This window comes from Nocardioides pollutisoli, assembly GCF_040045055.1.
In the GTDB taxonomy this organism is placed as follows: Bacteria; Actinomycetota; Actinomycetes; order Propionibacteriales; family Nocardioidaceae; genus Nocardioides; species Nocardioides tweenelious.
In genome coordinates this window covers 249,809-275,003 of the sequence record NZ_JBDZDU010000002.1, presented here as the reverse complement: position 1 = coordinate 275,003, position 25,195 = coordinate 249,809, and the positions used below count along the sequence as shown (strand labels likewise).

The following is a 25,195-nucleotide window of genomic DNA, read 5'->3' as shown; positions in this document are numbered from 1 at the left end:
CAGCCCCTAGATGCTGACGATCATCTTTCCCGTGTTGTCGCCGCGGTGGAGCCCGAGGAACGCGTCGACCGCGTTGTCGATGCCGTCGACGACGGTCTCGCGGTAGGCCAGCGATCCGTCGGCCAGCCACGGCCCGACGGTGCGGTAGAAGTCACCGGCGACGTCGCGGTGGTCGGTGACGATGAAGCCGCGCATCGTCAGCCGCTTGCTGATCATCATCATCATGTTGCGCGGTCCGGGCGCCGGAGCGTCGGCGTTGTAGTCGGCGATCATCCCGCACTCGGCGATCCGGCCGAAGTCGGCCATCGCGAAGATCGCGGCCTCCAGGTGGTCGCCACCGACGTTGTCGAAGTACACGTCGACAGGTCCGTGCTCGCGCAGCTGCTTGCCGATCGGCGCGTCCTTGTAGTTGAGCGCGACGTCGAAGCCGAGCTCGGTCAGCCAGGCGGTCTTCTCGGCGGTCCCGGCGGAGCCGATCACCTTCCCGGCGCCGAGCAGCTTGGCCATCTGGCCGGCCAGCGAGCCGACCGCGCCCGCAGCGCCCGAGATGAAGACCGTGTCACCCTCGCGAACCTCGGCGATGCGGGTGAGACCGACGTACGCCGTCATGCCGGGCATGCCCAGCACTCCGAGGTACGCCGAGGCCGGGACGGCGGTCGTGTCGACCGTGCGCACCTCGCCGGCGGGGAGCAGGGCGTGCGTGCGCCAACCGGCCTGGTGGAGGACGGTGTCGCCGGGCTGGAAGCGCTCGTCGCCGGAGGCGACGACCTCGCCGACGGCGCCGCCGTCCATGGGCGCGTCGAGCGCGAACGGCGGCACGTAGGACTTCACGTCGTTCATGCGACCACGCATGTAGGGGTCGACCGAGACGAACGTGTTGCGCACCAGCACCTCGCCCGGGCCGGGGTCGGCCAGCTCGGTGTCGACGGTGCGGAAGTTCTCCGCGGTCGGCCAGCCGGACGGGCGGGAGGCGAGGTGGATCTCACGGGAGGTCGTCATGGGTCGATCCTTCCAGCAGCGGAAATGGCAGCAGGCCCCGGACCCTGAAGGTCCGGGGCCTGCGCGGAACGTGCGGGCTCAGCCCTGGAGGGCGAGCGCGAACTCCACCTTGCCCGAGCCGTCGACGGCGGCGTCGAGGACCTTGTCGTCGAGGAGCTGGGCGGACGTCTGGTCGAGGTAGATCGTGGCTCCGGCCTGCTCGACGACCTGGTCGCCGGGTTCGGCCTGGGCCGCCGCGGTGACCTCGAAGGCCGGGTCGGGGGAGCTGTCGGAGGTGATCCGCAGTCCAGCCGTCTCGGTGAGGCCGGGCTGGGAGGTGATCTCGTTGACGATGGCACTGGCGTTCTCGGTCAGGGTGAGCATTGCTCCGCCTTCCGGATAGCTTGGCTGGTCCCTTCCACCGTGTCCGATCGGGCGCGACGAGACAAGTCGACGTGGCCTCCCGGGCGTGTCGCGGCTCTGGCACGCTGTGCGCATGACGTCGCAGGAGAACCTCCGTTCCATCAGCCTCAGCAAGATGGGGGAGGGCCGTTACAAGGCCACGAACGCCCGCGGTGGCGTGCTCCCCGTCGGTTCTGGTGGCGACCCCGACTTCACGCCCGTCGAGCTCCTGCTGGCCGCCCTCGCGGGCTGCAGCGCGATCGACGTCGACCTGATCACCGGCAAGCGCGCCGAAGCCACGACGTTCGAGGTGACCGCGTCCGGCGAGAAGGTCCGTGACGAGGGTGGCAACCACCTGACCGACCTGCGCATCACCTTCGAGGTGCGCTTTCCCGAGGGCGAGGACGGCGACCGCGCCCGCGAGGCGCTGCCGCGGTCGGTCGCCCAGTCCGGTGACCGGCTCTGCACGGTCGGCCGCACCGTCCAGCTCGGGTCCGCCGTCGACTACGTGATCGTCTGATGGGCAGCGAGGGCTGGCGCGCCGACCTGCCGCAGCACGGCCGTCGCTTCGTCGTCACCGGGGCCTCCAGCGGCCTCGGTCTCGAGACCGCCCGCGTGCTGGCGGCCAACGGCGCCGAGGTCGTGCTCGCCGTGCGCAACGTCGAGAAGGGCGAGGCCGTCGCGGCCACGCTCACCGGCTCCGTCGACGTACGTCGCCTCGATGTCGCCGACCTGTCCTCGGTGCGCGAGTTCGCTGCCGAGATCGGCCCGGTCGACGTGCTCGTCAACAACGCCGGCGTCCTCGCCGTGCCCTTCGCACTCACCGCCGACGGGTTCGAGACCCAGCTGGCCACCAACCACCTCGGCCACTTCGCGCTGACCAACCTGATGCTCCCGCAGCTGCGCGACCGGGTCGTGGCGATCTCGTCCGACAGCCACCGGCTCGCGAAGCTCGACCTCACCGACCTCAACTGGGAGCGCCGGCCCTACAAGGGCTTCACGGTCTACACGACGACCAAGCTCGCCAACCTGCTGTTCACGGCGGAGCTCCAGCGTCGGCTCACCGCCGTCGGGTCGCCGGTGCGCTCGGTCGCGGCTCACCCCGGTTCGACGGCGACCTCGATCACCGGCAACACCGGCAACGCGTTCAAGACCTGGGTCGGGTCCTGGGGTCACAAGATTGCGGGGATGTCGGTGGAGAAGGGTGCGTTGAGCAGCCTGTACGCCGCGACCATGGACATCCCCGGCAACAGCTTCATCGGTCCCGACGGGTTCAAGGAGATGAGCGGCTGGCCGACCGGGGTCGCCCGCAGCCGGGCCGCCGTCGACCCCGACCTGGCCAAGGGCCTGTGGGAGCGGTCCGAGGAGATGACCGGAGTGACGTTCCCGCTGTAGCCCTCAGTTGTCGACGGTGACCTTGCTGATGTCGACCGGGGTGTTGGGGTGGCCGTCGCCGGGACCGTTGGCGTCGTCGGTGCCGGCCTTGGCGACCTTCTGCACGATCGCGACGCTGGCGTCGTCGATGGTGCCGAAGACCGTGTACGCCGGGGGCAGCCTGGTGTCGTCGTAGACGACGAAGAACTGCGAGCCGTTGGTGCCGGGGCCGGCGTTGGCCATCGCGAGGGTCCCGGCCGGGTAGGCGATGCTCCCGTCGGCATCGGGCTTCGGCAGGGAGTCGAGCTCGTCGTCGAACGAGTAGCCCGGACCGCCGGAGCCGGTGCCGGTCGGGTCGCCGCACTGCAGGACGAAGATCCCGCCCGTGGTCAGCCGGTGGCAGCTGGTGCCGTCGAAGTAGCCCTGCTCCGCCAAGGACACGAACGAGTTGACCGTGCACGGCGTCGCATCGGCATCGAGGTCGGCGTGCAGGTCACCTGCGCTCGTCGCGATGGTCGCGGCGACCGTGCCGGTCTGCGTGGCGGTCGCGGGCGGCGGGTCGACGTCCTTGGCAGCGTCCCCGCCACCGGCCGGGTAGTCGCACGAGACCCCGCTCGTCGGAGCGGGGTCGGCGGCGGTGTCGGACGAGCCGTCGGACGAGCACCCGGCGAGGGCGAGGGCGGCGACGGCCAGACCGGCGAGGGCGGCAGCAGGGCGGATCAGCATGTGCCGATCGTAGGGGAGGTCACATCTCCTCGTGGGTGTCCGGGTCGCCACCGAACAACCGGCCCGACGGCCGACCGAGAGCGCTGATCTCGGCGACCTCCTCGTCGGTGAGCTCGAAGCCGAACACGTCGAGGTTCTGACGCTGACGCTCGGGCGTGGCGGACTTCGGGATCGGGATCGACCCCAGCTGCACCTGCCAGCGCAGGATCACCTGGCCCGGCGTGACGGCGTACTTATCCGCTGCGGCGGCGATCGGCGGCTCGCTGAACGGCGCCTGCCGCTTGCCGAGCGGGCTCCACGACTCGGTGCGGATCCCGTAGCCCGCGTTGACGTCGCGCATGACGGCCTGGGGGAAGTAGGGGTGCAGCTCGATCTGGTTGACGGCCGGCGTCACGCCGGTCTCGTCGATGATCCGCTCGAGGTGCTCGGCGCTGAAGTTGGAGACGCCGATCGAGCGCACCAGGCCCTCCTCCTGCGCCGCGATCAGTCCGCGCCACGCGTCGACGTACTTGCCGACGCTGGGGTTCGGCCAGTGGACGAGGTGGAGGTCGAGGTAGTCGAGGCCGAGCCGCTCCAGCGAGCCGCGCACGCTCGCCAGGGCGTCGCCGTGGTCGCGGCCGGGGACCTTGCTGGCGACCCGCAGCTGGTCGCGGGGGAGTCCGGATCGTCGGATGGCCTCACCGACCTCCGCCTCGTTCTCGTAGTTGACGGCAGTGTCGAGCAGGCGGTAGCCGACCTCGATCGCGCTCTGGATCGCGGTGATGCCGTCCTCGCCCTGGAGCGGGTAGGTGCCGAAGCCGATCGCAGGCAGCGTGGTGCCGTCGTTGAGCTCGTAGGTCGGTGCAGACATGCCGCTCACGTTACCCAGCACTCTCCGGCCGCGCTGCGTGACCGGGAGCGCCGTGCGTGCGACGGTCCTCCTTCATCTGCGCCTCGAAGAGGTGGCGGCGCCCGTCGGCGAGAGCGTCGCGGGCGTCCTGCTCGAGCTCCTTGAAGAGCGCGTAGTAGCCGTCGTCGTACTCCTCGACCACCTGGAAGGACCAGCGGCCCTGCAGGATGTTGCGGCCCACCAGCTCGCGGGAGATCCGGTCGGCCTGCTCGTCGTGCCCGGCCTCGCGGAGCAGGTCGACGGCCTCGCCGAGTGCCAGGTCGGCCGTCCCGCAGCGACGGTGGAAGGCGTAGAGGAAGCCGCGCGCCTCCTCGACGACCTCGAGGGCCTCGGAGAGCTTGCCGAGGGCCTCGACGGTCGCGTCGTCGGGGTCGCTCATCCGCCCAGGACGTCCGCTGCCGACACAGCGCCGTGCTCGGACTCGATCGCCTCGGCGAGAGCGGTCACCTCGTCGTCGGTCGTCTCGACCCCGACCTCGGTGAGCCCGGCGCGCAGCTCCTTCTCCACCGTGCCTTCGGGTGCACCGTCCTGGTAGGAGGAGACCCGGTCGACCACTGCCTGGATTGCTTCGTATCGCTCGTCTGTCATGGCGGGGGCGTACCCGATCCACGGCTCTCACACGCGCGTCGGGCACGATGTCGGCGTGCTGGTCCACGAGTCGCTCCCTGGCTCCTGGTCGTCGATCTGGGGCGACATCACCGGCACCCAGCCCGCGCTCGACCGCGGCGCGACCCTGCTCTGCGGGGTGGTCGCGCTCCTCGTGGTGGTCGTGCCGCAGCTGTGGCGGGTCGGCCGGCACGTCGTCACCATCGCCCACGAGGGCGCCCACGGGGTGGCCGCACTGCTGGCCGGACGTCGCTTGTCCGGAATCCGTCTCCACTCCGACACCTCCGGGCTGACGGTCTCGAAGGGGAGGCCCACAGGTCCCGGGATGATCGCCACGGCGTTCGCCGGGTACGTCGGGCCGGCGCTGGTCGGGCTCGGGGCGGCGTACCTCCTCGGGCGCCAGCACGCGCTGGCCGTGCTGTGGCTGGTGGTCGTGCTCCTCGGGCTGCTGCTGCTCCAGATCCGCAACTTCTACGGGCTCTACGCCGTGCTGGTCGCCGGGGTCGCGGTCTTCGCGGTGTCGTGGTGGGGGAGCGGGGACGTGCAGGCCGTCACGGCGTGCACCGGGACCTGGTTCCTGCTGCTGGCGGCGCCGCGTCCGGTGCTCGAGCTGCAGGCGCAACGACGCCGCGGGCAGGCACGGACCTCCGACGCCGACGTGCTCGCGCGGCTGACGCCGTTGCCCGGGCTGGTGTGGATCGGCATCTTCCTGGTGGTGACGGGCGGGTGCCTCACGCTCGGGGCGGCGTGGCTGCTGGGAGCCGCGGCGTAGGGTCGTCGGCGTGCGCATCGGCATCCACTACGCGAACTTCACCCACCCCGACTGGCAGACCCGTCTCGCCGACCGGCTGACGGAGACCGCGAAGGTCGCCGACCAGGGGGGCGTGTCCTTATTCACGGTCATGGACCACTGGTTCCAGATGGAGAACCTGGGCGGCCCGCCCGAGCCGATGATGGAGGGCTACACGACCCTCGGCTACCTGGCCGGCCAGACCGAGAACGTCCGGCTCAGCCTGCTCGTGACCGGCGCGACGTACCGCTACCCGGGCCTGCTCGCCAAGATCGTGACCACCCTCGACGTGCTCTCGCGCGGCCGGGCGATGCTCGGCATCGGCGCGGCGTGGTACGACCGCGAGCACGACGGGCTCGGCGTGCCGTTCCCGTCGACCTCCGACCGCTTCGAGCGGCTCGAGGAGACCCTGCAGATCTGCCAGCAGATGTGGAGCGCCGAGGACGGCCCCTACGACGGCAAGCACTTCCATCTCGCCGAGACCGTCTGCGTCCCGCCTCCGGTGCAGCAGCCGCACCCGCCCATCCTGATCGGGGGGAGTGGCGAGCGGAAGACGCTGCGGATGGTCGCGCAGTACGCCGATGCCTGCAACATCTTCGGCCAGGAGCCCGACGTCGTGCGCCACAAGCTCGAGGTGCTGCGCGGCCACTGCGACACGCTCGGCCGCGACTACGACGCGATCGAGAAGACCATGATCATCATGGGCGACCCGCTCTCTGACACCGACGCGTTCCTCACGTCGATGGGGGAGTACGCCGCTCTCGGGATCGAGCTCATCACCATGGTCCCGCCGACCGACGACCCGGTCGGGTGGACGACGTCGGTGTGCGAGGACGTCCTGCCGCGTCTCGCGGAGGTCTGAGCCCGTGCTGCGTCAGAAGATGCTGGCCGCGGCCGTCGTCGCAGGCGCCGTCCTGGTCGCCGCCGCACCGACGCCGGCGTCGGCCGCACTGCCCAGCGAGCGGAAGTGGACCCAGGACGTCGCCCGCGTCATGCACGGCTCCGACACCTGGCTGGAGAAGCGCGTGGCCCGGTCCGAGGGCACGGGCGACCGTCTGGCGATCAACCTCGACATCGACAACTCGTCGCTGGCCAGCCACTACGACCCGGGCCACGCGATCCCGCGGATCCTGAAGTTCGCCCGCCATGCCGACGAGCTCGGCGTCGTGCTGCTCTTCAACACGGCTCGCAGCGGTCGGGCCCTGCAGCTCGCCGAGGGCGAGCTCGTCGACGCCGGCTACCGCGTGCAGGAGCTGTGCGGCAAGACGGACCGCAGCGAGCAGGTCGCCCACAGCAAGCAGCGGTGCCGCCGGCACTTCGTCGACGAGGGCTACAAGATCATCGCCAACATCGGCAACCACTCGACCGACTTCGTCGGAGGCAACTACGAGCGCGCCTTCCGGCTGCCGAGCTACGGCAACAAGCTGACCTGATCGCTCAGGTGACCTTGGTGCCGTACATCTCGCCGAGCGGGTCCGAGATCAGCTCGAGCCGGGCGCCGTCGGGGTCGCGGAAGTAGATCGAGCTGCCGCTCTCGGCGACGTAGTCGACGCCCGCGTCGTCGAGCTTGGCCTTGATCCGGTCCCACTGCGCCGGGTCCATCGAGATGCAGACGTGGTGGAGCCCGCCGAGGACCTCGGCGTACGGCGCGACGTCGAGCCCGGGGAAGTCGAAGAAGGCCAGCAGGTTGCCGTTGCCGATGTCGAAGAAGAAGTGGTTGGAGCCGGGGTAGTCGCGGTTCTCGAAGATCTCGGTCAGCGGGAACTCGAGCAGCTCCTGGTAGAAGCGCACGGTGCGCTCGACGTCGGCGCAGACGATCGCGAAGTGGTGCAGGCCGCGGGCCGTCGAGACCGGGCGAGCGCCATCAGGGGAGAGGTAGGTCGAGCGGATCCGCTCGCGCTCGGTCTCGATCGCGGCGAGGTCGACATCGGTCATGGTGTGAACGCTACTCCCGGTCGGCTACGGGGCGTCCGGTACGTCGGCGAACGTGTCCGGCCGGTGCAGCCAGTCCATGTGGTCACGCGGCCAGATCACCGCGAAGACCCGGCCGACGACCAGGTCCTCGTCGACGAAGGCGCGGTCGGGGTCGCACGCGGTCTCGCCCGGGCGGCACATATGGGCGCTGGAGTCGTCGGAGTTCGCGCGGTTGTCGCCCATGACGAAGAGGTCGCCGTCCGGGATCGGACCGACCTTCCAGTCGCAGTCGCCCGGGCCCATCGGGCCCCGGCAGTCGACCTCGTCGGGGGTGTTGACGTAGTCGTCCTCGTTGAGCGGCTGTCCGTTGACGGAAAGCCGTCCCTGCTCGTCGCAGCAGACGATCACGTCGCCGGGCGTCCCGATCACGCGCTTCACCAGGTGCCCGCCGGCGGGGTAGAGGCCGATCTTCGTCATCAGGTCGGCCGCCTTGTTCGGCGGCTCGGAGTCCTCGGGCGGCAGCCAGCCGCCCGGGTCCTTGAAGACGACGACGTCGCCGCGCTGCGGCTCGCCGAACCAGTACGACGGCTTCTCCACGAGGATCCGGTCGTTCTTCACCAGTCCGGGCACCATCGACGGCGACGGGATGTAGAACGCCTGGACGAAGAACGTCTTCACGACGATCGCCACGACGACGGCGATCACCACCAGCAGCAGCGTCTCCTGCCACCACGACAGGTGCTTGCGCTTGGTCGGCTTCGGGGCACGTGGTGCCGCCTCGTTCTCAGCCGCTTCGTTCTCACCCGTCGTCACGAGGGGAGCGTACGGCGTACACCGTCACTACCTGTTCGCGCCTTCACTAACTGACATAATGTCAGTTATCGGCGATATATCCAGGCGTGGAGAAGGGGATTCCCCTACGGTCTGACTGTGCCACCCACGACCGCCTCGATCGACGACCTGCGCCGGCAGGTCGCCTCCCAGCGCACCGCACTGCCGATGATGTACGGCGAGATCGACTTCGACGCGCGTCCTGAGCGCTTCACGGACGATCCGGACGACGAGTCGCAGCTTGGAGCCGCGCTGGCGCCGCAGCGTCGCAAGCTCCTGGAGAACCGGGACCAGGTCGCCGTCATCGAGGCGTTCACGATGCTCGGTGACGCCGAGGCCGACGCGTACGCCGCGTTGCTGCCGGAGATCGGCTTCCAGCGCCTGGTCCAGATGCTCGACGACGCGTGCGACCACGGCATCGACGCCGTCCAGGACGCTCCGGACGAGCTGGTGGCGCTGATCGCCGACATGGAGCGCCGGCCGGACTGGCTCGACATGGAGCTCGTCGAGCTCGGCGCCCGACTCGATCGCAACCTCAGCGCCCACGTCAGTCCCTACGCGATCCGCGGGGCGTTCGTCGCGACGTTCATGAACGCCTACGCCGCGCTGCCGATGGCGATCACCGGCGCGCTGGGTGAGGACATGGCGGCCAACCGGATCAAGGAGACTGCCACGTTCTTCACGTGCACCGTGCTGCCGGGCGCCCTCGGGCGGCACGGGCCGGGCTTCAAGGCGGCCGCCAAGGTGCGGCTGATGCACTCGATGGTCCGGTTCAACGTGCTGAGGCGCGGCAAGTGGGACTCGGCCGTCTACGGCGTACCGATCCCCCAGGTCGACCAGATGCCGGCCGGGCTGCTCACGATCTTCGTGCTGGCGCTGCAGGTGGTGCGCTCCGGGCGCACCGAGTTCAGCCGCGAGGAGCAGGCCCGGGTCGACCTGTCGCGCTACCGGTGCTTCCTGCTGGGACTGCCCGAGGAGCTGCTGCCCGGCACGCCGCGCGGGATCATCGACGCGCTCGGCACCCGGCAGGCGACGCTGCGCAAGGCGTACGACGACGACACCTGCGGCGCCCTGCTGCGCGCGACCATGAAGGCCTACCTCGAGCCCGACCACTCCCGGCGGAGCCGCGTCCACGACCGGTTCGAGCGCAGCTTCTCGAAGGCGTTCTTCGTGAAGCGCTTCCTCGAGGGCGACGACGCGCGAGCCGCCGAGATGGGTGTCGCGCTCACCGGAGCAGACCGGGTGCAGGCGCTCGCCGTCGCCCTTCTCGCCGGTGGTCAGGTCCTCGGCTACAACCTCGCGCTGCGGGTCCCCGGCCTCGCTGAGGTCGCGGACCGACGGCTGGTCGCCAAGCTGGACCGGATCCTGGGGCGTCTCGGCCACGCGGACTTCAGCTCGGACGCAGCGAACTACAAGCCGGTCAGCTCGGCCGCGGCTGCGGGTCGTGCTGGTGCCGCGGGTCGGCCGTGAACGCCTTCTCGTACAGGTCGTAGACGACCCAGGCCTTCTCGTTGTTGTAGAGCATCGCGTCGGTGTGACCACGAGCCGCCACCGCGCGTTTCACCGAGGCGTAGCGGTCCCGGTCGTCGGGATGCGCGCGCAGCCAGTCGCGGAAGACCAGGTGCCGCTGCGGTTCGCGCGCGCCAGGAGAGAAGACGTGCAGGTTGGACTCCGGGTCCTGGCCGCGCAGGCAGCGGTGCTCCTCCCACTCCGGCTCACGGACGCGCAGCACGAAGCCGGCCGCCTCGAGGTCGGGCAGCCAGGCGTGCTCGTCGCCGGAGTCCGCCACCGTGAGGTCGAGGTCGATCACCGGCTTCGCCCACAGGCCCGGCACGGAGGTCGAGCCGACATGCTCGATCGACACGACCCGGTCGCCGAGCGCGTCGACGACGCGATCGCGTACGACGGCATACGCCGCCGGCCACGCCGGGTCCGGAGCGACCACCTCGACAGCCGCGGGCGACCACGCGCCGATCTCGACGCGCGCCGCGTTGATCTCGTCCATCGACGGGACCTCGTAGGGGTTCCACAGCGGGTGGGTCGCCATCACGCGCCGACGTACTCCGCGAGGTGCTCACCGGTGAGCGTCCTCTTCTTCGCGCCGACCAGGTCGGCCGGCGTGCCCTCGAAGACGATGCGGCCGCCGTCGTGGCCGGCTCCCGGACCGAGGTCGATGATCCAGTCGGCGTGCGCCATCACGGCCTGGTGGTGCTCGATGACGATCACCGACTTGCCGGAGTCGACGAGCCGGTCGAGCAGTCCGAGCAGGTTCTCGACGTCAGCGAGGTGCAGACCGGTGGTCGGCTCGTCGAGGACGTAGACGTCGCCCTTCTCCCCCATGCTCATGGCCAGCTTGAGCCGCTGGCGCTCGCCGCCGGACAGTGCGGTCAGCGGCTGGCCGAGCCTGAGGTAGCCCAGGCCGACGTCCTCGAGGCGCGTCAGGATCGTTGCCGCTGCCGGGGTCTTGGCGTCGCCCTCGGCGAAGAACGCACGGGCCTCGGCGACCGGCAGGTCGAGCACCTCGGCAATGTTCAGTTCCCCGAACCGCAGCTCGAGCACCGCGGCCTGGAACCGCTTGCCGCCGCAGTCCTCGCACGGCGTCGCCACCGTCTCCATGAAGCTGAGCTCGGTGTAGATCATCCCGTTGCCCTTGCAGGTCGGGCAGGCTCCCTCGGAGTTGGCCGAGAACAGCGCCGGCTTCACGCCGTTCGCCTTCGCGAAGGCCTTGCGGATCGGCTCGAGCAGTCCGGTGTACGTCGCGGGGTTGGACCGTCGGGAGCCCTTGATCGCCCCCTGGTCGACGTACACCACCTCCGCGTCGGTGGGGATCGAGCCGTGGATGAGCGACGACTTGCCGGACCCGGCCACCCCGGTGACCACGCAGAGGACGCCCAGGGGCACGTCGACGTCGACGTCGCGCAGGTTGTGCTCGCTGGCGCCGCGGATCTCCAGCTGACCCGACGCGGTGCGCACCGCGTCCTTGAGGCTGATCCGCTGGTGGAGGTGCCGACCGGTCAACGTGTCGGAGGCCGTCAGCTCGTCGACGGTGCCCTCGAAGCAGATCGTGCCTCCCCCGGTGCCGGCGCCCGGTCCGAGGTCGACGACGTGGTCGGCGATCGCGATCGTCTCCGGCTTGTGCTCGACGACCAGCACGGTGTTGCCCTTGTCGCGCAGCTCCAGCAGCAGGTTGTTCATCCGCGCGATGTCGTGCGGATGCAGGCCGACGGTGGGCTCGTCGAAGACGTAGGTGACGTCGGTGAGCGACGACCCGAGCGCGCGGACCATCTTGGTCCGCTGCGCCTCTCCCCCGGACAGCGTCCCCGACGGCCGGTCGAGGGACAGGTAGCCGAGACCGATCTCGACGAAGGAGTCGAAGAGGTGCAGGAGGCCCTCGACGAGCGGCGCCACTCCCCTGTCGTCGATGGTGCGCGCCCAGGCCGCCGCGTCCACGACCTGCATGGCACAGACGTCCGCGATGCTGACGCCGCCGATCTTCGAGGACCGGGCCGACTCGTTCAGGCGGGTGCCGTCGCAGACCGGGCAGGTCTTGAACACCGCGGCCCGCTCGACGAACGCGCGGATGTGGGGCTGCAGGGAGTCGACGTCCTTGCTGAACATCGACTTGCGGATCTTCGGGATCAGCCCGTCGTAGCTGACGTTGATGCCCTTGGCCTTGATCTTGGTCGTCTGCTTGTAGAGAAGGTCGTTGCGCTCCTTCTCGGTGTAGTCCTTGATCGGCTTCTGCGGGTCGACGAAACCGGACTCGATGTAGGTCGCGACCATCCAGCCGTCGGCCGTGTAGCCCGGCACCAGGATCGCGCCGTCGACCAGCGACTTCGACTCGTCGATGATCACCGACAGGTCCAGGTCGGAGATCGTGCCGCGCCCCTCGCACTCCGCGCACATGCCGCCGAGGTAGACCGCGTCCTTGACGATCTTCTTCTCACCCTTGGGCCCGGTCATGACGCCGCTGGCCCTGGTCGTGGGGATGTTGAACGAGAAGGCGGTCGGACCACCGATGTACGGCGTGCCGAGGCGGCTGAAGAGCGAGCGGAGCATCGCGTTGGCGTCGGTGACCGTGCCGAGCGTCGAGCGTGGGTTGGCGCCCAGACGCTCCTGGTCCACCAGGATGGCGGTCGTGAGTCCCTCGAGCGCATCGACGTCGGGCCTCGGCAGGCTCGGCATGAAGCCCTGCACGAACGTGGAGTAGGTCTCGTCGATCAGCCGGCGCGACTCCGCCGCGATCGTCCCGAAGACCAGCGAGCTCTTGCCCGACCCGGAGACACCGGTGAACGCCGTCAGCCGTCGCTTCGGGATCTCGACGCTGATGTCCTGCAGGTTGTTGACGCGGGCACCGGTCACCCGGATCAGGTCGTGGCGGTCGGCCTCGTGCATGCGGGCGGTGGCTCCTCAGTCTTCCGGCTCAGTCTTCGGGGAGGGCGGCGAACGCCTTCTTGGTGCTCTTGTACCAACCCATCCCCTTGATGGGGTGCTTCCAGCGACCACGCATCTCGTCGTTCGCGGGCCCGTGGGCGTCGTCCCCGGCGGCGACCATGTCCTTCAGGTGCTGGTCCTGCTGGTTGATCACGTCGTCGGCCTTCTCGCCCTGGAAGGCCTGGTCGCACGGGCCGCCCATCTCTCGGCAGGTCATCGTCTTCATCTCAGCGCACCTCCTGGATGCGGACCATGTTGCCGGCGGGGTCGCGGACCGCGCAGTCACGGATGCCGTAGGGCTGCTCGGTCGGCTCCTGGATGACCTCGACGTCGCTGGCCTGGACCCGGTCGAAGGTGCCGTCGAGGTCGCGGGTCGCGAGCATGATCCAGCCGAAGGTGCCCTTGGCCATCATCTCGGTGATCGTGGTGCGCTCGTCGTCGGTGATCCCGGGGTTGGCTGCCGGCGGGCCGAGCAGGATGCAGGTCTCGGGCTGCCCGGGAGGTCCGACGGTGATCCAGCGCATCGTGCCCTTGCCGACGTCGCTGCGGACCTCGAAGCCGAGGACGTCGCGGTAGAACGCCAACGAGGCCTCGGGATCCTCGTGCGGGAGAACCGTGGTGTGAATGGTGATGTCCATGTGGCTCACGCTAGTAGCCGGTCAGCCCCAGCTGCTTCTCGATTCCTGACCGGTCTCGTGACCTGCTTGACCACGCACTGGGGCATGCCGTCGGCGTCGCGCTCGGCCTCGCGCCGGTAGGCGCTCGGCGACATCCCGACCAGCTCGGTGAAGCGGGTGCTAAAGGTGCCGAGCGACTGGCAGCCGACCTCGAAGCAGACCTCCGTGACGGAGAGGTCACCACGACGGAGCAGCGCCATCGCGCGCTCGATGCGCCTGGTCATCAGGTAGGAGTACGGCGACTCGCCGTACGCACGCTTGAACTCCCGGCTCAGGTGGCCGGCCGACATGTTCACGCCGAGCGCGAGCGCCTCGACGTTCAGGGGCTCGGCGTACTCGCGATCCATCCGGTCGCGCACCCGGCGCAGGAGGGCGAGGTCGCGCAGGCGCTGCTTCTCGGCGGCCGTGCTGGTCACGACGTCATCGTCCCACGGGTCAGCCGGACAGCTCGTCCGCGCAGCCGGTCGCGTCGTCGGTCGCCTCGGCGACCACCCACCCACCGGACTCCGTCTTCCTCACCGAGACCCACCAGCCGTCGCCGTCGTCGTTGCGGATCACCGTGACCGTCGTGTCGTGAGGATCGGGCTCCGACACGATCCAGGAGTCGTCGGGCGGCAGGTCGTCGCCGTAGCCCGTGGTGCCGCCCAGCCAGACGTTCAGGGCGTCGATCGGGGTCGCCGCACCCTTCTGACCGAGATCCGGGTGGTAGCTCTTGCCCGCGCACGAGTCGTCACCCGAGCAGCCGGCCGTCAGCGCCATGGCGAGCACCGTCGCGGCGAGGGGCAGGGTCGGCCGCCACCGATGCGAGATCACCGGTCCAGCATGGCAGCGCTCGGCGCGGCCGTCCGGAGAACGCGCCGACCCCTGGCCCAGATGGGCCATGCCGGCATGCCCGATCTGGGCCATCTTCGGACGAATCCGCCCACGGGCCGCTCCGGGGTTCCCTACCGTCGGTGGTGGCCCGCGACGTCGGGCCTGCTGGGGGGCAGCATGAGGTACGGGGGGAGGTAGAGCCATGTGGGACACCGTTCAGACGAACTCGGTGCACTTGTCGCACGACATGCCGTGCCTGCAGTGCGGGCACGCCCTCCACACGTACCTTGCGTGTGGAGACACCTGCGACTGCGAGCCGGCATCGGTCCCCGGGCGCTCCACGGTCCTCGTGACCGTGTGACCGGCCTCTGACCTCACTCCGACCCCCCTCCTGGGATGTCGGCGAAGCGCGCGTCTCGGCGCTTTTGCCGGCTCGGTCGACGGTCGCCACCCCGCTTGAGCACGGGCTGTTCCTGGCGACCGTCGACCACTCCCCACATCCGACCTGCGTCATGAGTAGGATTTCTGCCATGGCGACTCCCGAGCGACGTACCGCACCTGGCACCCCCGTTGTCCACACCGCGCCGGCCTCGGCGTCGGGACCGGTCCCGGTGCTCGCACCGTTCGGGTGGGTGCTCATCCTGGTCTCGGGCATCGGCCTGATCCTCGCCAGCTGGCTGCTCTACGGCAACGAGGCCTCGGGCATGTGGGCCGGCTACTGGGCCGGGATCATCGGGACGGTCGTGGTCCTCGCGGCGATGGCGCTCAACACCTCGCTGCCCGAGAAGCCGACGCTCGCCCTGCTGGGGCTCTGCGGCGTGCTGCTGATCCTCTTCGCGCTGTTCCTCGACGACGAGCAGGTCGTCGTCGTGACGGAGCTGCTCGCCGGCATCGGCCTGCTCGCCGGGGTGGGCCTGCGGGTCGTCGGCACCCGCAGCTGACCCTCACGGCTGCAGGAGCACCTTGACCGCTCGGCGCTCGTCCATCGCCTGGTAGCCCTCGGCGACCTGGTCGAGCGGCAGCGTCAGGTCGAAGACCTTGCCCGGGTCGGCCTTGCCCGACAGCACGAGGTCGAGCAGCTCGGGGATGTACTTGCGCGTCGGCGCCATGCCGCCGGCCAGCCCGATGTTCTTGACGAACATCCGGCGCACCGGGAGCTCGATCCCGTGCGGCGCTCCCACGAACCCGACCGTCGAGCCCGGGCGGGCGATCGCGAAGGCGGTCTTCATGGCCTGGTCGGTGCCGACGCACTCGAGCACCGAGTCGGCCCCCACTCCCCCGGTGATCTCCTTGATCGCCGCGGCGCCCTCCTTGTCGCGCTCGGCGACGACGTGGGTCGCACCGAAGGCCCGGGCGATCTCCTGACGGGGCTCGTGGCGCGACATCGCGATGATCTTCTCGGCGCCCATGATCGAGGCGGCGAGCACGCCGCACAGGCCGACCGCGCCGTCGCCGACCACGACCGCCGTACCGCCCTCACGGACGCCGGCGGAGACCGCGGCGTGCCAGCCGGTCGGGAAGACGTCGGCGAGGGTCAGCAGCGACGGGAGCAGGGACGCGTCGGGCATGCCGTCGGTCTTCACCAGGCTGCCCTCGGCCTGGTTCACCAGCGAGTACTCCGCCTGCCCGCTCTCGGTGAAGCCGAGGTTGTCGCAGGCGGCCTGCGCCCCCGCGAGGCAGTGCGGGCAGGTGTTGTCGCAGTGGTCGAACGGGACGATCACGAAGTCGCCCGGCTTGAAGGAGCGCACCTCGGCGCCCACCTCCTCGACCACCCCGATGCACTCGTGGCCGATGGTCTCGCCGGGGGTGATCTCGTTCTCGCCGCGGTAGGGCCACAGGTCCGAACCGCAGATGCAGCCGGCGACGACCTTGACGATCGCGTCGGTCGGCTTCTGGATCGTCGGGTCGGGAACCTCGGAAAGCCGGATGTCTCGGGTACCGTGGAGAGTCGTTGCACGCATGACGGCAATCCTCGCAGGTCTGTCCTGAGCCTCCGCTCCCCCTGTCGACACTCCCGATCCCGCCGGGAGTTGCGTTATCTCATATATGAGTTACCGTGAGTGACATGAGCGAGGGATACAAGAACCGCATCGGCAACCTCATCCGGGACGCCCGCAAGCACCGCGGTCTGACGCAGCACCAGCTGGCCGACCTGCTCGGCACCAGCCAGAGCGCGGTCAACCGGATCGAGAAGGGCCACCAGAACATGTCCCTCGAGATGCTGGCGCGCATCGGTGCCGCTCTCGACTCCGAGATCGTCGCCGTCGGCGGCGGCCCCACCCACCTCCGGGTGACGGGTCCGACCACCCTGTCGGGCGAGATCGACGTGAAGACGTCCAAGAACGCCGGCGTCGCGCTGCTCTGCGCCTCGCTGCTCAACCGGGGGCGCACCACGCTGCGCAAGGTCGCCCGGATCGAGGAGGTCAACCGGCTCCTCGAGGTGCTCACCAGCATGGGCGTCCAGGCGCGGTGGCTCAACGACGACAACGACCTCGAGATCATCCCGCCCAAGCAGCTCGACCTCGACCACGTCGACGCCGAGGCGGCCCGTCGTACGCGCTCGATCATCATGTTCCTCGGGCCCCTGCTCCACCGTGCCGACGTCTTCGAGCTGCCGTACGCCGGAGGCTGCGACCTCGGCACCCGCACCGTCGAGCCGCACATGGCCGCGCTGCGCCCGTTCGGGCTCGAGGTGAAGGCGACCGACGGCAGCTACCACGCCCAGGTCAACCGGGCCATCGAGCCGCAGCGCCCGATCGTGCTCACCGAGCGTGGCGACACGGTCACCGAGAACGCCCTGATGGCCGCTGCGCTGCACCCCGGCACGACGATGATCCGCAACGCGTCGTCGAACTACATGGTCCAGGACCTCTGCTTCTACCTGCAGCGCCTCGGCGTCACCGTCGAGGGCATCGGCACCACGACGCTGACCGTCACCGGGCTCGAGGACATCGACGTCGACGTCGACTACGCCCCCAGCGAGGACCCGATCGAGGCGATGTCGCTGCTGGCCGCCGGCATCGTGACGAAGTCCGAGATCACCATCCGCCGGGTGCCGATCGAGTTCCTCGAGATCGAGCTCGCGCTCCTCGAGGAGATGGGCTTCAACTACGACCGGTCGGAGGAGTACGTCGCCCGCAACGGCCACACCCGCCTGGTCGACATCACCACGAAGCCGTCCGAGCTGCACGCCCCGCTCGACAAGATCCACCCGATGCCGTTCCCGGGGCTCAACATCGACAACCTGCCGTTCTTCGCGGTGATCGCCGCCGTGTCCGAGGGCCAGACCCTGCTGCACGACTGGGTCTACGAGAACCGGGCGATCTACCTCACCGACCTCAACAAGCTCGGCGCCAAGGTCAAGCTGCTCGACCCCCACCGGGTGATGATCGAGGGCCCGACCAGCATGACCGGCACCGAGCTCGTCTGCCCCCCGGCACTGCGCCCGGCTGTCGTCATCCTGCTGGCCATGCTCGCGTCGAAGGGCACCTCGGTGCTCCGCTCGACGTACGTCATCCACCGCGGCTACGAGGACCTCGCCGAGCGGCTCAACCAGCTCGGCGCCAGCATCGAGACGTTCCGCGACATCTGAGCCATCTCGTTGGTTGAGGAGGTTGCGCAGCAACCGCACTCGTTGTCCCCTGCAGCCCTAGCGCCAGCCTTGGTTTCCGGGGTTTCGAGACAGGACTTCGTCCTTCCTCAACCTCCGGCGCTCTCAGTCGAACAGGGTCTCCACCCACGCGCGTGCCGGGATCTTGCCGGCCGGCGGGGCGACCATGTCGGGGGTGATCCGCGGCATCGGGGCGGTGTGCTGACCCGCGTGGCGGTGCCAGTCGCTCTCGGACTCGACCAGGGCGCCGAGGTCGGCCCGGGCGAGGAACACGCCGTGCCCGTCGGGGCACGAGCTGACCTCTCCCTCCCCCAGGGACGAGCTGACGGCTCGCGTGACCATCTCGGCGCCGCATCGAGGACAGGTCAAGGTCTCCATGCCGAGACGTTACCGCTCCGGTGGTGACGCGTGAGGGACCCTCGCCGACCCAGGGCCGGGCGCACGCGGGCACCAGGGATACTTCGACACGTGCCTACGCCCCGGACGGGTTTCCCGTACCTCGACCGGCTGCTCGACCGACCCGGGACGGTGCTCGCGTTCGCGCACCGGGGCGGCGCCCACCACCCCGAGACCGCCGGCCTCGAGAACACCCTGGTCGCCTTCCGTCACGCTGCCGACCTCGGCTACACCTACCTCGAGACCGACGTCCACACGACCCGCGACGGCGTGCTGCTCGCCTTCCACGACGACGTGTTGGACCGGACCACCGACCGCACCGGCGCGGTCGCGGACCTGACGTACGCCGAGATCCACGAGGCCCGGGTCGGCGGCCGAGAACCGATCCCCACGCTCGCCGAGCTCTTCGACGCGCTGCCCGGGGCCAGCTTCAACATCGACCTCAAGTCGGACGGTGCGGTCACGGCGCTCGCCGACTTCGTGGCCGCGCGCGAGGCCTGGGACCGGGTCCTGGTCGGCTCGTTCTCCCAGAGCCGGATCGACCAGTTCCGCGAGCTCACCGGAGGTCGGGTCGCGACTTCGGCGACCCTGCGGGAGATCGGCCTGTTCCGCTTCCTCCCGAGCGCACGTCTGGCTGGGCTGCTCACGCGCCACCAGTCGGCGGCCCTGCAGATCCCGCACCGACGCGGTCGGCTCCGGGTCGTCACCCCCGGCCTCGTACGGCGCGCGCACGCGACCGGCCGCCAGGTGCACGTCTGGACGATCGACGACGCCGACGAGATGAACGCCTTGCTCGACCGGGGCGTTGACGGCATCTTCACGGACCGGACGGACATACTCAGGTCCGTCCTTGTCGAGCGGGGCCAGTGGAGGAACGACCGATGACCACAGCGCAGGTCAGTCCCGAGGAGCTGGTCCGGGAGCAGAAGGCCTGGAACTGGTACGACTGGGCCAACTCGGCCTACTACACGACCGTCCTGACGGTCCTGTTCGCGCCGTTCATGATCAGCGTCGCCGGCAAGGCGGCCGGGTGCGTCGATGCCGACGACACCTGCTCGAAGACCGTCGACGTCCTCGGGCTCCACCTCGCCGCAGGCTCGCTGCCGTTCTACCTGACCAGCTTCGCCACCATCGCGAGCGCCTTCCTGCTCCCGGTCGTCGGCGCCTTCGTCGACCGCTCGAGCCGCAAGAAGTGGCACATGGCCGGGTTCGCCTGGGCCGGGTCGTTCTTCTGCGGCCTGCTCTTCCTCATGCACGGCGACAGCTGGCAGCTCGGTGCCGTGGTCATCGTGATCAGCAGCATCCTCGGCGGCTGCTCGCTGGTCAGCTACTACGCGATCCTCGTCGACATCTCGGACGAGGACGACCGCGACCGCGTCTCCTCGCGAGGCTGGGCGTTCGGCTACCTGGGCGGTGGCCTGCTGCTGCTCCTCAACCTGGTCATGGTGCTGGGTCACGACAGCTTCGGGCTCTCGAAGGAGATGTCGGTGCGGCTCTCCCTGCTGAGCGCCGCCGTCTGGTGGGCCGGCTTCACGATCATCCCGGTGATCCGGCTCCGCAACCGGCCGGCGCAGCACGTCGTCGCGGAGTCGGGCGGCCTCTTCCAGCGCAGCTTCGGGCAGCTCTTCGCCACGCTCAAGGAGATGCGCGCCTTCCCGATGACGCTGACCTTCCTCGTCGCCTACCTCTTCTACAACGACGGCATCCAGACGGTGATCTACGCGGCGTCGACGTACGGCTCCAAGCAGCTGCACTTCGGTGACTCCGTGCTGATCGCGACGATCCTGCTCATCCAGTTCGTGGCCTTCGGCGGTGCGCTCCTCTTCGGCCGCCTCGCCGCGACGTACGGCGCCTACCGCTCGATCCTCTGGGGCGTCTTCGCCTGGATGGTGATCGTGGTCGCCGCGATGTTCCTCCCCGAGAAGAACGTCGCCCTCTTCCTGGTCGTCGGCGTCGCGATCGGCATCGTCCTGGGCGGCACGCAGGCGCTGTCCCGCTCGTTCTTCAGCCTGCTGATCCCCCGCGGCCGCGAGGGCGAGTACTTCGCCCTCTACAACGCCTGCGAGCGCGGTACGTCGTGGTTCGGGACGTTCGTCTTCGGCCTGGTCTTCCAGCTGACCGGGTCCTACCGACCGGCGATCTTCGCGCTCATCGCGTTCTTCGTGCTCGGTGCCTTCTTCCTGCTGCGGCTCGACCCGAAGCGCGGCATCGAGGAAGCCGGCAACCGGGTGCCTGCGGTCATCTGAGGGCACGCCCACGACCCAGAGGTACTAGTACCTCGAGCTGTGACCGCTGCCTCATCGGGCAATTCCCGGAATCTTGTCCTCACCGCTACCGTTGAACAGATTGAGACGTCGACCGGGTGGGTAGATGAACCCCGAAATCCGGTGTCACGAACACAGGTTTCGTCCGTCTCGGTCAGGCACAACGGGGGAACTAGATTCGGGAGGTGGCTCATGGCAGAGCGCACACTGCGTGGAGCGCGGCTCGGGGGCCAGAGTTTTGAGGACGAGCGCGGGATCGAGTTCGCGGCTCGTCAGCAGGTCGGCTACCGCTGTCCGCAGGGACACGAGTTCGAGATCACGATGTCGGTCGAGGCCGACGTACCGGCGATCTGGGAGTGCCCGCGCTGCGGCGCGGAGGGTCTCAGCATCTCCGGCATCGTCCCCGAGGTGAAGGCCGAGAAGCCGGCCCGCACCCACTGGGACATGCTGCTGGAGCGGCGCTCGGAGAAGGAGCTCGAGGACATCCTCAAGGAGCGCCTCGAGCTGCTGCGCGGCGGCGAGATCGGCCCGGCGCACCTGCACCGCGCCAACCAGAAGAAGCGGAAGGCCTCCGCCTAGCGCGAGGCCTGACCCTCTTCCGGAGGATCGTTGACGACTTCGCCCCGGATCACGGGCCCCGACGAGGGCCCGGGTCCGGGGCGAGTCACGTTCACGACCAGCCGGCGTGCGACGACCGCCGTCAGCAGCCGCCGGAACACCGGCCGCGTCAGCGGCAGGATCAGGAAGAACGCGAAGATGTCGGTGACGAACCCCGGCGCGATCATCAGCGTGCCGCCGACCAGCACCAGCGCGCCGTCGGCGAGCTCGGTCGCCGGCATCCGCCCGGTGTTCAGCGCCTCGCGCAGCGCCAGCCAGGTGCGGCGGCCCTCGCGCCGGATCAGCCAGGTGCCGAGGATCGCGTCCGCCAGCAGCAGCGCGATCGTCCAGCCGGCGCCGATCACCTGGCCGACCTGCACCAGGACGTAGATCTCGACCAGCGGCACGACCACGAAAAGCACGAACAACAGGCCCGAGACCAACCGGCGACGACGCGACCTCATCGGCGCAGCGCCCTCGTGATCTGGGCCCTGCGCTCGCGCAGGCCCCAGGCGGTGATCCGCTTGAGCGACTCGGTGGCGACCGCGCCGCTCATCTTCGAGTCGCCGCGGATCCGCTCGACGAACTCGATCGGCACCTCGCGCACGACCAGGCCCGCCGCGAGCGTCCGGGCGACCATGTCGGTCTGGAAGACGTAGCCGGTCGACTCGACCGCGTCGAGGTCGATCTTCTCGAGGGTCGTGCGCCGGAACAGCCGGAACCCGGCCGTCGCGTCCCGGATCTTCACGCCGAGCAGCAGCCGCACGTAGAGGTTGCCGCCGCGCGACAGGATCTCGCGCTGCAGCGGCCAGTTCACGACCGAGCCGCCCGGGACCCAGCGCGACCCGATCACCAGGTCGGCGCCTCGCAGCGCGTCGAGGAGCCGGTCGAGCTGCTCGGGTTGGTGGGAGCCGTCGGCGTCCATCTCGCCGATGACGTCGTAGCCCGCGGCCAGGGCCTCGCGGAACCCGTGGAGGTAGGCGGCGCCCAGGCCCGCCTTCACCGAGCGGTGGATCACGCGCACGGCCGGGTCGGCGGCCGCCAGGTCGTCGGCGATGCCGCCGGTCCCGTCGGGCGACCCGTCGTCGACGACCAGGACGTCGACCGCCGGTTGCGCCGCGCGCAGACGCCCGACGATCCAGGCGATGTTCTCGGCCTCGTTGTAGGTGGGGATCACCACGACGATCCGACCGAGACCATCGATGCTGCGCTCGCTCACGCGGGTCGTCCTTCACTCGCTGCTGTGTTCGCTGCTGAGGCGGCGACCGGGGCGTCGGAGCCTGCCCGGCCGTCCTCGGCCTGCTGCCGGTTCCGGCGCCGAGGATACGGGACCCCACCTGCCAAGAACGTGACCAGGAGGCCAACGGCGGTGAGCGCGATGCAGACCCGTCCGGGCCAGGCGCCCATCCGCACCGCGGGGGTCAGCGCGGTGTCCAGCCCGACCGTCTCGACCAGGGCCGCCTGGGTGCGCGGCGCGGCCTGGGCGACGACCGTGCCGTCGGGCGAGATGATCCCGGAGACGCCGTTGGTCGACGCGACCACGAGCCACCGGCCGGTCTCGATCGCGCGCAGGCGGGTGATCGCGAACTGCTGGTCGATCTGGTGCGTGTGGATGAAGGTGGCGTTGCTCGTCTGCACGGTGAGCAGCTGGGCGCCGCGGCTGACCTGGGCGTAGATCGCGTCGTCGTACGCGACGTCGAAGCAGATCGAGTCGGCGACCTCGATGCCGGCGACGCGCAGCGGTTCCGTGCGCGTGCCGGCGACCATGTCGCGACCCACCATCGTGAGCCGGCCGATCTGGAGGTCGTCGAGCTGGCCGCGGAAGGGGATGTACTCGCCGAAGACCACCGGGTGGTGCTTGGTGTAGCGGTCCCCCGCCCCGGTCACGGGATCCCACACGATCCCCTGGTTGAGCACGTGCGTCGGGCCGGCGTCGACGATCGCGCCGACCATGATCGGGAGCTTGATCGCCGCGCTCGCGGCCTCGATCTGCGCGTTGGTCCGGGTGTCGCGGAAGGGGTCGACGGCGGTGGAGTTCTCCGGCCAGACGACGAAGTCGGGCTGCTTCACCGTCCCGGCGCTGACGTCCTGCGCGAGCCGGGTGGTGACGTCGACGAGGTTCTGGGTGACCTGTCGGTAGTCGTAGAGGATGTCGTCGCCGTTGCCGGGCACGTCGCCCTGGACGGCCGCGACGGTCACCTCGCCCTCCTGGGTCGGCTCCCAGGCGAAGGCGACTGGCAGCACGAGCGCCCCGGCGACCACGGCGACCAGGAGCCCGCCTGCCACGAGGCGGGTCCGCTCGCGCGCGAGCACGACCCACGCGAGGAGGCTGCCGCTGAGGGCCAGGACGAAGCTGACGCCAACGGTGCCGAGCCAGGGCATCGCGTCGGCGACCGGGGTGTCGATGACGGCGAACGCCAGGCGGCCCCACGGCATCCCGCTGAACGGCCAGGTGCTGTACCAGAGCTCGGTCGTCACCCACGCTGCCGGCAACCAGAGCGGCCACAGCCGGTGTCGCTGGAGCAGCGTCGACCCGATCCCGAGCACGGAGAAGTAGAGCGACTGCCAGATCGAGAGCCCGATCCAGGCGTCCGGTCCGACCGTTCGCATCCAGAACAGCAGCACCAGCTCGAAGCCGAGCCCGAAGGCGAGGCCGACCACCCAGGCGGAGCGGGCCCGGAGGCCACGGGTCGCCAGGACGAAGCCGGCGACCGCGAACGGGATCACGATCGGCGCCGCGACCGGCTCGAAGGCGAGCGACAGCGCGACGCCGCAGGCGAGCGCGACCAGGATCCGAAGGGGCACGACATGAAAAATACCGGCCCCGCGTCTGCGGGACCGGCACGAGACAACTTCTGGCGACACCTTGTCCATCTCTTGCAGAGCTCCGGAAGGGTCCCGCACCCTTCGGACCAGTCCGTCCCCGACCGGCTGCCAGGTACGTGGCTGTTGTCTAGGGGATACGGGTCCCTTCCGTATCCACCCTCGCGGAGCGGACCGACCTCCGCGAACAGGGGCGGACGGGATGGTTGGAGCCCCACCCTCCGACCCGGCCACTCGGACGTCGGTCCACCTGCCACGATCTGCATGGGTGGACGGCACACCCTCGAATGCGGAGCGGGTGGCTGTCAACCGTTCCGTGACCTGCGCGTTTGCGTGAACCCGCAGGTCAGAGGGGCAGTCGCCCGGGTGAGATCGAGGGTGAAAATTCCTGCGGATTCGGCGTGTCGCGCGCGACGCGCCGGGGTCGCGTCACCCGCGCCTCAGGCGCGCACCAGATGGACGGCCATCGTCGCATATTCGTCGGCGAGCTCGTCCAGGCTGAGCGGCCCGGACGGCACCCACCAGCGGGCCACTCCACTGCACATCTCCAGCAGGGCGCGCCGGGCCAGTGCCGGAGTCTCCACCCGGAAGGACCCGCTGCGGACGCCCTCGTCGATCGTCGCCTGCCAGAGGTCCTCGTAGCGGTCGCGGAGCGCGACGATCTCTCCCCGGGACGTGGCCGACAGGGCCCGCACCTCGTCGTCGACGACGCGGGTCTCCTCGGGTGAGCGAGCATGGGTGCGCACGTGCATCTCGACGAGTGCGACCAGGCGTTCGCGCGCGGTGAGCGCGGGGTCGGCACAGATCTCCTCCCCCGCGTCGACCAGCCGGGTCAGGCTGGTGCGCATGATCGCGACCAGCAGCTCCTCCTTGGTGCCCATGTAGTGGTAGAGCGAGGCCGAGGACAGGCCGGCGGCATCGGCCAGCTGGCGGATCCCGGTGCCGTGGTAGCCGCGCTCGGCGAAGAGGCTGAGCGCCGCCGCCCGCACGCGCTCGGCGGTGGTCGGTGCGACTGCCTCTGCCACCACTTGACCCCTCTCCGGACGACGACCTACGGTCAGCATGATGCCC

General features: G+C 69.8%; 31 protein-coding genes. 11 read left to right on the top strand and 20 right to left on the bottom strand.

The features are described from left to right. Window positions 1–6: 6 nt before the first annotated feature. Both ABLE68_RS19420 and ABLE68_RS19415 read right to left on the bottom strand, forming a co-directional pair. Window positions 7–999, bottom strand: a complete 993-nt coding sequence (locus ABLE68_RS19420) for an NADP-dependent oxidoreductase (RefSeq protein WP_348873577.1) — start codon at window positions 997–999, stop codon at window positions 7–9. A gap of 78 nt (window positions 1,000–1,077) precedes the next feature. Continuing rightward, window positions 1,078–1,362 (bottom strand): Fe-S cluster assembly protein HesB, encoded by a 285-nt coding sequence (locus ABLE68_RS19415; protein ID WP_348873576.1) that lies wholly within the window; start codon window positions 1,360–1,362, stop codon window positions 1,078–1,080. Between the two features lie 112 nt (window positions 1,363–1,474). Between ABLE68_RS19415 and ABLE68_RS19410 the strand changes: the two genes are divergently transcribed. Next, window positions 1,475–1,900, top strand: a complete 426-nt coding sequence (locus ABLE68_RS19410) for an OsmC family protein (RefSeq protein WP_348873575.1) — start codon at window positions 1,475–1,477, stop codon at window positions 1,898–1,900. After that, window positions 1,900–2,775: an oxidoreductase gene (locus ABLE68_RS19405; RefSeq protein WP_348873574.1), complete on the top strand. Its 876-nt coding sequence runs from the start codon at window positions 1,900–1,902 to the stop codon at window positions 2,773–2,775. The genes ABLE68_RS19410 and ABLE68_RS19405 overlap by 1 nt, the downstream gene beginning before the upstream one ends. A 3-nt stretch (window positions 2,776–2,778) precedes the next feature. On the opposite strand, the gene ABLE68_RS19400 is transcribed toward ABLE68_RS19405, so the two are convergent. The 4 genes from ABLE68_RS19400 to ABLE68_RS19385 are packed head-to-tail and all read right to left on the bottom strand — an operon-like array spanning window position 2,779 to window position 4,957. After that, complete coding sequence (locus ABLE68_RS19400; protein WP_348873573.1) at window positions 2,779–3,480, bottom strand: peptidylprolyl isomerase; 702 nt, start codon at window positions 3,478–3,480, stop codon at window positions 2,779–2,781. A gap of 19 nt (window positions 3,481–3,499) precedes the next feature. Then, window positions 3,500–4,330 (bottom strand): aldo/keto reductase, encoded by an 831-nt coding sequence (locus ABLE68_RS19395; RefSeq protein WP_348873572.1) that lies wholly within the window; start codon window positions 4,328–4,330, stop codon window positions 3,500–3,502. Between the two features lie 10 nt (window positions 4,331–4,340). Further along, complete coding sequence (locus ABLE68_RS19390) at window positions 4,341–4,748, bottom strand: hypothetical protein (protein WP_348873571.1); 408 nt, start codon at window positions 4,746–4,748, stop codon at window positions 4,341–4,343. Then, window positions 4,745–4,957 carry a hypothetical protein gene (locus tag ABLE68_RS19385; RefSeq protein ID WP_348873570.1) on the bottom strand — a complete coding sequence of 71 codons (213 nt, stop codon included), beginning with the start codon at window positions 4,955–4,957 and terminating at the stop codon, window positions 4,745–4,747. Before ABLE68_RS19385 ends, ABLE68_RS19390 begins: the two co-directional genes overlap by 4 nt. 55 nt (window positions 4,958–5,012) lie before the next feature. Between ABLE68_RS19385 and ABLE68_RS19380 the strand changes: the two genes are divergently transcribed. Genes ABLE68_RS19380 through ABLE68_RS19370 form a run of 3 tightly spaced genes read left to right on the top strand, consistent with a single transcriptional unit; the run spans window position 5,013 to window position 7,198 of the window. Next, window positions 5,013–5,747 carry a M50 family metallopeptidase gene (locus ABLE68_RS19380; RefSeq protein WP_348873569.1) on the top strand — a complete coding sequence of 245 codons (735 nt, stop codon included), beginning with the start codon at window positions 5,013–5,015 and terminating at the stop codon, window positions 5,745–5,747. A gap of 10 nt (window positions 5,748–5,757) precedes the next feature. Then, the gene (locus ABLE68_RS19375; protein WP_348873568.1) at window positions 5,758–6,627 is read left to right on the top strand and encodes an LLM class F420-dependent oxidoreductase; all 870 of its coding nucleotides are present in this window, start codon (window positions 5,758–5,760) and stop codon (window positions 6,625–6,627) included. A gap of 4 nt (window positions 6,628–6,631) precedes the next feature. Beyond that, window positions 6,632–7,198: an HAD family acid phosphatase gene (locus ABLE68_RS19370; RefSeq protein ID WP_348873567.1), complete on the top strand. Its 567-nt coding sequence runs from the start codon at window positions 6,632–6,634 to the stop codon at window positions 7,196–7,198. A 4-nt stretch (window positions 7,199–7,202) separates the two neighbouring features. Here ABLE68_RS19370 and ABLE68_RS19365 read toward each other — a convergent pair whose 3' ends face one another. Then, window positions 7,203–7,700 carry a VOC family protein gene (locus ABLE68_RS19365; protein ID WP_348873566.1) on the bottom strand — a complete coding sequence of 166 codons (498 nt, stop codon included), beginning with the start codon at window positions 7,698–7,700 and terminating at the stop codon, window positions 7,203–7,205. A gap of 24 nt (window positions 7,701–7,724) precedes the next feature. Beyond that, a complete protein-coding gene (gene lepB, locus ABLE68_RS19360) occupies window positions 7,725–8,492 on the bottom strand; it encodes a signal peptidase I (protein ID WP_348873565.1) in 768 nt (255 codons plus the stop codon). Window positions 8,493–8,609: 117 nt separating this feature from the next. On the opposite strand from lepB, the gene ABLE68_RS19355 reads away from it, so the two are divergent. Further along, window positions 8,610–9,980 (top strand): oxygenase MpaB family protein, encoded by a 1,371-nt coding sequence (locus ABLE68_RS19355; RefSeq protein ID WP_348873564.1) that lies wholly within the window; start codon window positions 8,610–8,612, stop codon window positions 9,978–9,980. Here ABLE68_RS19355 and ABLE68_RS19350 read toward each other — a convergent pair. The 6 genes from ABLE68_RS19350 to ABLE68_RS19325 are packed head-to-tail and all read right to left on the bottom strand — an operon-like array spanning window position 9,931 to window position 14,434. Continuing rightward, a complete protein-coding gene (locus ABLE68_RS19350) occupies window positions 9,931–10,557 on the bottom strand; it encodes a GrpB family protein (RefSeq protein WP_348873563.1) in 627 nt (208 codons plus the stop codon). The genes ABLE68_RS19355 and ABLE68_RS19350 overlap by 50 nt on opposite strands. Beyond that, window positions 10,557–12,905, bottom strand: coding sequence for an ATP-binding cassette domain-containing protein (locus ABLE68_RS19345; RefSeq protein ID WP_348873562.1), 2,349 nt, complete (start codon window positions 12,903–12,905; stop codon window positions 10,557–10,559). The genes ABLE68_RS19350 and ABLE68_RS19345 overlap by 1 nt, the downstream gene beginning before the upstream one ends. Before the next feature lie 28 nt (window positions 12,906–12,933). Next, entirely contained in the window at window positions 12,934–13,170 is a 237-nt protein-coding gene (locus ABLE68_RS19340) for a hypothetical protein (RefSeq protein WP_348873561.1), read from the bottom strand. A 1-nt stretch (window position 13,171) separates the two neighbouring features. Further along, the gene (locus ABLE68_RS19335) at window positions 13,172–13,582 is read right to left on the bottom strand and encodes a VOC family protein (RefSeq protein WP_348873560.1); all 411 of its coding nucleotides are present in this window, start codon (window positions 13,580–13,582) and stop codon (window positions 13,172–13,174) included. Window positions 13,583–13,587: 5 nt separating this feature from the next. Continuing rightward, window positions 13,588–14,037 (bottom strand): helix-turn-helix transcriptional regulator, encoded by a 450-nt coding sequence (locus ABLE68_RS19330; RefSeq protein ID WP_348873559.1) that lies wholly within the window; start codon window positions 14,035–14,037, stop codon window positions 13,588–13,590. A 19-nt stretch (window positions 14,038–14,056) separates the two neighbouring features. Then, window positions 14,057–14,434: a hypothetical protein gene (locus ABLE68_RS19325; protein ID WP_348873558.1), complete on the bottom strand. Its 378-nt coding sequence runs from the start codon at window positions 14,432–14,434 to the stop codon at window positions 14,057–14,059. Between the two features lie 530 nt (window positions 14,435–14,964). Here ABLE68_RS19325 and ABLE68_RS19320 point away from each other — a divergent pair. Continuing rightward, on the top strand, window positions 14,965–15,375 hold the full coding sequence (locus ABLE68_RS19320) for a hypothetical protein (protein ID WP_348873557.1): 411 nt from the start codon (window positions 14,965–14,967) through the stop codon (window positions 15,373–15,375). A 3-nt stretch (window positions 15,376–15,378) separates the two neighbouring features. Here ABLE68_RS19320 and ABLE68_RS19315 read toward each other — a convergent pair whose 3' ends face one another. Further along, window positions 15,379–16,395: a zinc-dependent alcohol dehydrogenase family protein gene (locus tag ABLE68_RS19315; protein ID WP_348873556.1), complete on the bottom strand. Its 1,017-nt coding sequence runs from the start codon at window positions 16,393–16,395 to the stop codon at window positions 15,379–15,381. Between the two features lie 104 nt (window positions 16,396–16,499). On the opposite strand from ABLE68_RS19315, the gene ABLE68_RS19310 reads away from it, so the two are divergent. Continuing rightward, a complete protein-coding gene (locus ABLE68_RS19310) occupies window positions 16,500–18,026 on the top strand; it encodes a UDP-N-acetylglucosamine 1-carboxyvinyltransferase (RefSeq protein ID WP_348873555.1) in 1,527 nt (508 codons plus the stop codon). A gap of 123 nt (window positions 18,027–18,149) precedes the next feature. Here the strand turns inward: ABLE68_RS19310 and ABLE68_RS19305 are convergent, their stop codons facing one another. Beyond that, window positions 18,150–18,422, bottom strand: a complete 273-nt coding sequence (locus tag ABLE68_RS19305) for a TFIIB-type zinc ribbon-containing protein (RefSeq protein ID WP_348873554.1) — start codon at window positions 18,420–18,422, stop codon at window positions 18,150–18,152. Between the two features lie 90 nt (window positions 18,423–18,512). Between ABLE68_RS19305 and ABLE68_RS19300 the strand changes: the two genes are divergently transcribed. The 3 genes from ABLE68_RS19300 (at window position 18,513) to ABLE68_RS19290 (ending at window position 21,283) form a co-directional block, all read left to right on the top strand. Next, window positions 18,513–19,325 carry a glycerophosphodiester phosphodiesterase family protein gene (locus tag ABLE68_RS19300; protein ID WP_348873553.1) on the top strand — a complete coding sequence of 271 codons (813 nt, stop codon included), beginning with the start codon at window positions 18,513–18,515 and terminating at the stop codon, window positions 19,323–19,325. Further along, entirely contained in the window at window positions 19,322–20,686 is a 1,365-nt protein-coding gene (locus ABLE68_RS19295) for an MFS transporter (protein WP_348873552.1), read from the top strand. The genes ABLE68_RS19300 and ABLE68_RS19295 overlap by 4 nt, the downstream gene beginning before the upstream one ends. 210 nt (window positions 20,687–20,896) lie before the next feature. Then, window positions 20,897–21,283: an RNA polymerase-binding protein RbpA gene (locus ABLE68_RS19290; protein ID WP_348873551.1), complete on the top strand. Its 387-nt coding sequence runs from the start codon at window positions 20,897–20,899 to the stop codon at window positions 21,281–21,283. Here ABLE68_RS19290 and ABLE68_RS19285 read toward each other — a convergent pair. The 4 genes from ABLE68_RS19285 to ABLE68_RS19270 form a co-directional block, all read right to left on the bottom strand. Beyond that, window positions 21,280–21,723 (bottom strand): FxsA family protein, encoded by a 444-nt coding sequence (locus tag ABLE68_RS19285; protein WP_348873550.1) that lies wholly within the window; start codon window positions 21,721–21,723, stop codon window positions 21,280–21,282. The two genes, ABLE68_RS19290 and ABLE68_RS19285, sit on opposite strands and share 4 nt — an antisense overlap. A 38-nt stretch (window positions 21,724–21,761) precedes the next feature. Further along, a complete protein-coding gene (locus ABLE68_RS19280; RefSeq protein WP_348873549.1) occupies window positions 21,762–22,520 on the bottom strand; it encodes a polyprenol monophosphomannose synthase in 759 nt (252 codons plus the stop codon). Continuing rightward, window positions 22,517–24,106, bottom strand: a complete 1,590-nt coding sequence (gene lnt / locus ABLE68_RS19275; RefSeq protein WP_348873548.1) for an apolipoprotein N-acyltransferase — start codon at window positions 24,104–24,106, stop codon at window positions 22,517–22,519. The genes ABLE68_RS19280 and lnt overlap by 4 nt, the downstream gene beginning before the upstream one ends. Window positions 24,107–24,564: 458 nt before the next feature. Next, window positions 24,565–25,149 carry a TetR/AcrR family transcriptional regulator gene (locus tag ABLE68_RS19270; RefSeq protein ID WP_348873547.1) on the bottom strand — a complete coding sequence of 195 codons (585 nt, stop codon included), beginning with the start codon at window positions 25,147–25,149 and terminating at the stop codon, window positions 24,565–24,567. Window positions 25,150–25,195: the final 46 nt, after the last annotated feature.

Coding starts and splice junctions, on each gene's coding strand:
- ABLE68_RS19310 (WP_348873555.1), top strand. CDS start 16,500: ATGAGCGAGGGATACAAGAACCGCATCGGCAACCTCATCCGGGACGCC.
- ABLE68_RS19365 (WP_348873566.1), bottom strand. CDS start 7,700: ATGACCGATGTCGACCTCGCCGCGATCGAGACCGAGCGCGAGCGGATC.
- ABLE68_RS19290 (WP_348873551.1), top strand. CDS start 20,897: ATGGCAGAGCGCACACTGCGTGGAGCGCGGCTCGGGGGCCAGAGTTTT.
- ABLE68_RS19385 (WP_348873570.1), bottom strand. CDS start 4,957: ATGACAGACGAGCGATACGAAGCAATCCAGGCAGTGGTCGACCGGGTC.
- ABLE68_RS19415 (WP_348873576.1), bottom strand. CDS start 1,362: ATGCTCACCCTGACCGAGAACGCCAGTGCCATCGTCAACGAGATCACC.
- ABLE68_RS19320 (WP_348873557.1), top strand. CDS start 14,965: ATGGCGACTCCCGAGCGACGTACCGCACCTGGCACCCCCGTTGTCCAC.
- ABLE68_RS19405 (WP_348873574.1), top strand. CDS start 1,900: ATGGGCAGCGAGGGCTGGCGCGCCGACCTGCCGCAGCACGGCCGTCGC.
- ABLE68_RS19335 (WP_348873560.1), bottom strand. CDS start 13,582: ATGGACATCACCATTCACACCACGGTTCTCCCGCACGAGGATCCCGAG.
- ABLE68_RS19400 (WP_348873573.1), bottom strand. CDS start 3,480: ATGCTGATCCGCCCTGCTGCCGCCCTCGCCGGTCTGGCCGTCGCCGCC.
- ABLE68_RS19390 (WP_348873571.1), bottom strand. CDS start 4,748: ATGAGCGACCCCGACGACGCGACCGTCGAGGCCCTCGGCAAGCTCTCC.
- ABLE68_RS19295 (WP_348873552.1), top strand. CDS start 19,322: ATGACCACAGCGCAGGTCAGTCCCGAGGAGCTGGTCCGGGAGCAGAAG.
- ABLE68_RS19315 (WP_348873556.1), bottom strand. CDS start 16,395: ATGCGTGCAACGACTCTCCACGGTACCCGAGACATCCGGCTTTCCGAG.
- ABLE68_RS19345 (WP_348873562.1), bottom strand. CDS start 12,905: ATGCACGAGGCCGACCGCCACGACCTGATCCGGGTGACCGGTGCCCGC.
- ABLE68_RS19410 (WP_348873575.1), top strand. CDS start 1,475: ATGACGTCGCAGGAGAACCTCCGTTCCATCAGCCTCAGCAAGATGGGG.
- ABLE68_RS19420 (WP_348873577.1), bottom strand. CDS start 999: ATGACGACCTCCCGTGAGATCCACCTCGCCTCCCGCCCGTCCGGCTGG.
- ABLE68_RS19350 (WP_348873563.1), bottom strand. CDS start 10,557: ATGGCGACCCACCCGCTGTGGAACCCCTACGAGGTCCCGTCGATGGAC.
- ABLE68_RS19305 (WP_348873554.1), bottom strand. CDS start 18,422: ATGGAGACCTTGACCTGTCCTCGATGCGGCGCCGAGATGGTCACGCGA.
- ABLE68_RS19340 (WP_348873561.1), bottom strand. CDS start 13,170: ATGAAGACGATGACCTGCCGAGAGATGGGCGGCCCGTGCGACCAGGCC.
- ABLE68_RS19395 (WP_348873572.1), bottom strand. CDS start 4,330: ATGTCTGCACCGACCTACGAGCTCAACGACGGCACCACGCTGCCTGCG.